Source organism: uncultured Oscillibacter sp. (genome assembly GCF_910587525.1).
GTDB lineage: Bacteria > Bacillota > Clostridia > Oscillospirales > Oscillospiraceae > Oscillibacter.
On record NZ_CAJULS010000137.1, the window covers coordinates 1 to 5,929 of the forward strand.

General features: G+C 59.4%; 5 protein-coding genes. 3 read left to right on the top strand and 2 right to left on the bottom strand.

The window, feature by feature from the left end; all coding sequences use genetic code 11:
- Both QZ326_RS10775 and glgB read right to left on the bottom strand, forming a co-directional pair.
- A partial coding sequence (locus tag QZ326_RS10775; protein ID WP_295745039.1) for a sugar phosphate nucleotidyltransferase occupies window positions 1–503 on the bottom strand: 503 nt, incomplete at its 3' end.
- Window positions 500–2,431 carry a 1,4-alpha-glucan branching protein GlgB gene (gene glgB / locus QZ326_RS10780; protein ID WP_295745041.1) on the bottom strand — a complete coding sequence of 644 codons (1,932 nt, stop codon included), beginning with the start codon at window positions 2,429–2,431 and terminating at the stop codon, window positions 500–502. The genes glgB and QZ326_RS10775, both read right to left, overlap by 4 nt.
- Window positions 2,432–2,795: 364 nt before the next feature.
- Between glgB and QZ326_RS10785 the strand changes: the two genes are divergently transcribed.
- The 3 genes from QZ326_RS10785 to QZ326_RS10795 all read left to right on the top strand — a co-directional run bounded on the left by QZ326_RS10785 (window position 2,796) and on the right by QZ326_RS10795 (window position 5,754).
- Window positions 2,796–3,608, top strand: coding sequence for a sulfite exporter TauE/SafE family protein (locus QZ326_RS10785; protein WP_295745043.1), 813 nt, complete (start codon window positions 2,796–2,798; stop codon window positions 3,606–3,608).
- A 75-nt stretch (window positions 3,609–3,683) separates the two neighbouring features.
- Window positions 3,684–4,388 (top strand): aspartate/glutamate racemase family protein, encoded by a 705-nt coding sequence (locus QZ326_RS10790; protein ID WP_295745045.1) that lies wholly within the window; start codon window positions 3,684–3,686, stop codon window positions 4,386–4,388.
- 151 nt (window positions 4,389–4,539) lie between these two features.
- Window positions 4,540–5,754 (top strand): dicarboxylate/amino acid:cation symporter, encoded by a 1,215-nt coding sequence (locus QZ326_RS10795; RefSeq protein WP_295745047.1) that lies wholly within the window; start codon window positions 4,540–4,542, stop codon window positions 5,752–5,754.
- Window positions 5,755–5,929: the final 175 nt, after the last annotated feature.

Here is a 5,929-nt window from a genome sequence, read left to right on the forward strand (position 1 = left end):
ACGCTCATGATGCCGAAGCGGGGAGCCTCCTCCCAGGGCACCTCCATGACGGAGATGGTGCAGGCGGCGCCCGCCTCCTTGTGGCGCTTGACCATGGCGGAGTAGTCCATCTTGTAGATGTGGTCGCCGGAGAGGATCACCACATACTCCGGGTCATACAGGTCGATAAAGCCAATGTTCTGATAGATGGCGTTGGCAGTGCCCTTGTACCAGGTGCCGCCCTTGCTGCCCATGTAGGGGGGCAGGATGTGCACGCCGCCGGTGGATCCGTCCAGATCCCAGGGCACGCCACTGCCGATGTAGCTGTTCAGCTCCAGCGGGCGGTACTGGGTCAGCACACCCACGGTGTCAATGCCGGAGTTGGTGCAGTTGGACAGGGGGAAGTCGATGATGCGGTACTTTCCGCCAAAGGGGACGGCGGGCTTGGCCATATCCCCGGTGAGGACGTACAGCCGGCTGCCCTGGCCGCCGGCCAGCAGCATCGCGATACACTCTTTTTTCATTTTTCCGCAAGCTCCTTTACCTGTTTTTTAATACTGGGTTTCGCAGGTTTGGGAAAGGTTCCCTCTCCCCGCAGGAACACCGCCCCGAATGCGGGAACCTTGATGGCGGCGGAGTGTTCCTTCCCGTGGGAGGGGATTGCCTCCACCGGGACGCTTCCCGTGTCGCCAAAGCCGTCGCCGCCATAGGCGGGGTCGTCGGTGCTGAAGACAGGGGTATACTTCCGGTGGGCAGGGACGCCCATCCGGTAGTTTTCATAGGTGTTGGGGGAGAAGTTCACCGCACACATCAGGTCGCGGCCCTTCTTGTCTTTGCGCAGGAAGACCACCACGTTGTTGTGGTTGTCATCTGGCACCAGCCATTCAAAGCCCTCCCAGCCGAAGTCGACCTCCCACAGGGCGGGCTCCTTCTGGTAAAAGGCGTTGATGTCCCGGAAAAATCTGTGAATCTTCTGGTTTTCCTCGCTCTCCAGCAGGTACCAGTCGATGGACTGGTGGGAGTTCCACTCGTGCCACTGGCCCAGCTCCGCACCCATGAACATCAGCTTCTTGCCCGGGTGGGCCAGAAGGTAGGCGTAAAAACCCCGCTCGCACCGGAGCTGATTGGAGTAATCGCCGGGCATCTTCCCCACTACGGAGCCCTTCATATGCACCACCTCGTCGTGGGAGATGGGGAGCACAAAATTCTCCGAAAAGGCATACATCATAGAGAAGGTGATGTCCTTGTGGTGGTCCTGGCGGAACCAGGGGTCCATTTTCAGATAGTGGCACATGTCGTTCATCCAGCCCATGTTCCACTTGAGGTTGAAGCCCAGGCCCCCCACGTCGGCGGGACGGGTCACCAGGGGCCAGGCGGTGGACTCCTCGGCGATCATCAGCACGTTGGGATTGACGGAGAAGGCCAGGGCGTTCAGCTCCCGCAGGAAATCGATGGCCTCCAGATTCTCATGCCCGCCGTACTTGTTGGGCGTCCAGGCGCCGCCCTGGCGGTCATAGTCCAGATACAGCATGGACGCCACGGCGTCCACCCGCAGTCCGTCGATGTGGTATTCCTCCAGCCAAAAGCGGGCAGAAGAAAACAGGAAGCTCTTCACCTCGTTCCGGCCGTAGTCGAAGACGCGGGTACCCCAGCTGGCGTGCTCCCGCTTGTTGGGGTCGCCGTACTCATAGCAGCAGGTGCCGTCGAACTCATACAGGCCCTGCTCGTCCTTGCAGAAGTGGGAGGGGACCCAGTCCAGCAGGACGGAGATCCCGTTTTTGTGCATATGGTTGACAAACCACATGAAATCCTTGGGAGTGCCAAACCGGGAGGTGGGGGCGAAATACCCTGTGCACTGGTAGCCCCAGGAGTCGTCCAAGGGGTGCTCAGTTACCGGCAGAAGCTCAATGGCGTTGTAGCCCATGTCCTTGACGTAGGCTGCCAGATCCCTGGCAAGATCCCGGTAGTCGATGAAGTCCCCGTTCTCCCGAAGCTTCCAAGAACCCAGGTGGACCTCATAAATATTCAGTGGAGATGAATACACCGGATGCTGCGCCTGCCGCTTGCGAAAGGCGGCGTCGGTCCAGCGGAAGCCCTCGATGTCGTACAGTTTACTGGCTGTAGCAGGCCGGGTCTCCGTGTGGAAGCCATAGGGGTCCGCTTTCATCCGTACCCTTCCATCCTCCCCTGTGACGGCGTATTTATAAGCGGTATATTCCGTCAGTCCGGGGATAAAGCCCTCCCAGACCTCTCCGACATGAATTAAACGATTAGCCTGTTTATCCCAGCCGTTAAAATCGCCCACCACCGACACACTTTTTGCATGGGGCGCCCAGACCCGGAAGCCCCATCCCTGTTTGCCCCGCTTCTCCGTGGGATGAGCGCCGAACCAGCGCCAGCCCTCGGTCAGCGTTCCAGCGTGGAAGCGCTCGGCTGCTTTGCTGTTTGCCATGTAACTCTCCTCTCCCCGCCTGCCCCGCGGCGACGGCGGCCTCCGTGTTTGAGAAGCGCCCCGCTTCCCTGCTCTTCCCAGATATACCATATATTGTTGTTTATTATACTTCTTGAAAGAAACACCGTCAAGAATTGTCCTGTCGAAAAACCCGAAAGACTTTTAGTAAATCTGCCCAATTTCTTCTCGCAATTTCACCATATTTTATGTACACCTTTGTCATTTTACACAGAAGTTTACTGAAAAATCAGCCGCACAATTTATTCCAAACAGACCGGAAAGGCTCCCTTTCCGGTTGATTTTGCCTGTACGCCCTGCTACAATAGACAAAAATCCACCAATTCTTTCAGGAGGAAATCCGCCTATGTTTTCCCTGCTCACGGACGTTACCGTTGACGGCTTTGCCCTGTGGATCGTACTGCTGCTGTGTCTGGGCGTATTCCTGGCCTCCTTCATGGACGCCATTGCCGGCGGCGGCGGGATCATCTCCGGCCCTGCCCACCTCATCGCCTTCGGCAATCTACCCGCTCCCTACGCCCTGGGGACCAACAAGGTCTCCGCGGCCATCGGCACCGTCTTCTCCACCGCCCGGTTCATCAAAAACGGCTATGTGAACTGGAAGCTCTTCGCCCCCTCCATCGCCTTCGCCCTGGCTGGCTCCGTGGCCGGCACCTGGCTTCAGCACCGCACGCCGGACGCGGTGCTGAAGTACATGCTCCTGGCGGTACTGCCGGTGGTGGCGGCGGTCACCCTGCGCAACCGCGACTGGCCTGACGAGCCGGGGGAAATCGACTTCAAAAAGCAAGCCGCCATTGTCTGGGCCACAGCTTTTTTGATCGGCGGCTACGACGGGTATTACGGCCCCGGCACCGGTACCTTTTTGATGATTGCCTTCATCCGCCTGGCCAAACTGGATACCCGCCACGCCGCCGGCGGCGTAAAGATCATCAACCTCTCCAGCAACATCGGAAGCCTGGTGACCCAGCTGGCCAGCGGGTATGTCTTTCTCCGGGTGGGTCTCATTGCCTCCGTCTTCTCCATCGCGGGCCACTACATCGGGTCGGGCCTCGCCATCAAAAACGGCAGCAGGATTGTCCGGCCCACCGTCATTGCCGTCTTGATCCTGCTGACGCTCAAGGTTGGCAGCGAGCTTCTCTTTCCGGAATTCTGGGGCTGACCCCTTTCGCCAATGATCTGCGCGGCGCCCAGGCGAACGTCAGATACTCAACACAGAACCATTGGGGGATCACATATGAAAAAAACCATCGGCATCCTGGGCGGCATGGGCCCTCTGGCCACGGCGGACCTGTTCCAGAAAATCGTCTCCCTCACCGCCGCCGGCAGCGACAATGAACACATCCGCGTCTATATCGACAGCAACGCCTCCATCCCCGACCGGACAGCGGCCATCCTGAACGGGGGACCGGACCCCCTGCCCGCCATGCGGGACTCCCTGCGGAAGCTGGAGGCCTGCGGGGCAGACTGCGTGATCATGCCCTGCAACACCGCCCACTACTTTCTCCCCCGTCTCCAGGGGCTGACGGATATTCCTTTCCTCAGCATGGTGGAGGCGGCCGCCGCCGCCTGCCGCGTCCGCTTTCCCGGTGGGACCGCCGCCGTGCTGGCCACCCGGGGCACCCTGTCCGCCGGGCTGTACCAGGCGGCCCTGGAAAAGGCGGGTGTCTCCTATCTCCTGCCGGAGGAGGCGGAACGGGACGCTCTGATGGATGTGATCTACAACGGCGTCAAGGCCGGCGCCCCGCCGGAGAGCTACCGGGTGCGCTTTCTCTCCGTGCTGGAGGCCCTGTCCGGCCGGGGAGCGGATTACTTTATCCTAGGCTGTACGGAGCTGCCCCTGGCTTTCCGGCTGCTGGGACTCAGCCAGCCCGGCCTGGACCCCACAGAGGAGCTGGCCAAGGCGGCGATCCGCTTCTGCGGATACCCTCTGAAAGGCTGACCCAGCACGCCTTTCTATATTCCGCCCAAAACAGCTTTACAAGCGTCCCAATTTTTGTTATAATATAACAATCCCGGCCGGGGGCCGCTCCCAGGTGCGGCCCCCGGCCGGGATGGTATGAGAGAGGAAAATTCTATAATGAGGTGAGTGTATGAAGAAAAAAGTCAGTCTCCCTATGCAGATCCTGATTGCCCTGGTCCTGGGCATCGTTGTCGGCCTGATCTGTTCCGCCGCCGGCTGGAAGGATTTTACCGCCAATTACTTAAAACCCTTCGGCGATATTTTTGTCAACCTCCTGAAATTCATCGTGGTGCCCGTGGTATTGTTCTCCATGATCGACGGCATCCTCTCCATGAACGACATGCGGAAGGTGGGCTCCGTGGGCATCAAGACCGTGGCCTACTTCATGGTGACCACTGCCATCGCCTGCGTCATCGGCCTGGTGTTCGCCAATGTCTTCAACGGTGCGGGGCTCTTCCCCATTCTGGACCCCAACCAGGCCGAGTACGAGGCCAAGGAGTTCGGCGGCTTCATGTCCACCCTGGTATCCATCTTTCCCACCAACATGTGGAAGTCCTTTACCGACGCCAACATGCTCCAGGTCATCGTCATCTCCCTGTTCTTCGGCGGGTCCATCCTGGCCGCCGGTGAAAAGGCAAAACTGTGCCGGGACATTGTGGGCTCCTTCTACTCCGTGATCGAGAAGCTGATGGCTTTCGTCATCAGCCTGGCTCCCATTGGCGTGTTCACCTATATGGCATGGGTCGTGGCCACCCAGGGCTCCGAGATTCTGGTGTCCCTGCTGCTGGTCATCGTCTGCGCATATCTGGGCTACATTGTCCACGCCATCGTGGTCTACTCCCTGTCCGCCAAAATCTTCGCCGGCATGAGCCCCGTCAAGTTCTTCAAAGGCGCCTTTGCCGCCATGGTATTCGCCTTCACCTCTACCTCCTCCGCAGCCACTCTGCCGGTATCCAAGGAGTGCGCCGCCGAGCTGGGCGCGGAGGATGATATCGCCTCCTTCGTCCTGCCCCTGGGCTCCACCATCAACATGGACGGCACCGCCATCTACCAGTGCGTGGCCACCGTCTTCCTGGCGTCCTGCGCCAACATTCACCTGACCATTGGGCAGATGGTCATCGTAGTGGTCACCGCCACCCTGGCCTCTATCGGCACCGCCGGCGTCTCTGGCGCGGGTATGATCATGCTGGCCATGGTTCTGGAGACTCTGAGCATCCCTGTGGCCTACATCGGCCTGATCGTGGCCGTGGACCGCATTTTCGACATGGGCCGCACCTGCCTGAACGTCACCGGCGACATCGCCTGCTCCGTTTGTGTCACCAAGTGGGAGGGCAAGAAGAAATAAGCCCGCTCAAAGAGAGAACCGCCGGGGGACCTGTTTTGGGTCCCCCGGTTTTTTTGAGGAAATTTTCAGCTTTGTGAGATATAATCCCCCTGTAAAGGATATCCCTAGCAGAAGGGCCCTTCCAAACCAACTTAAGAAGGAGGTGAGACGCATTGACGGACCAGCGGTTCCGGGA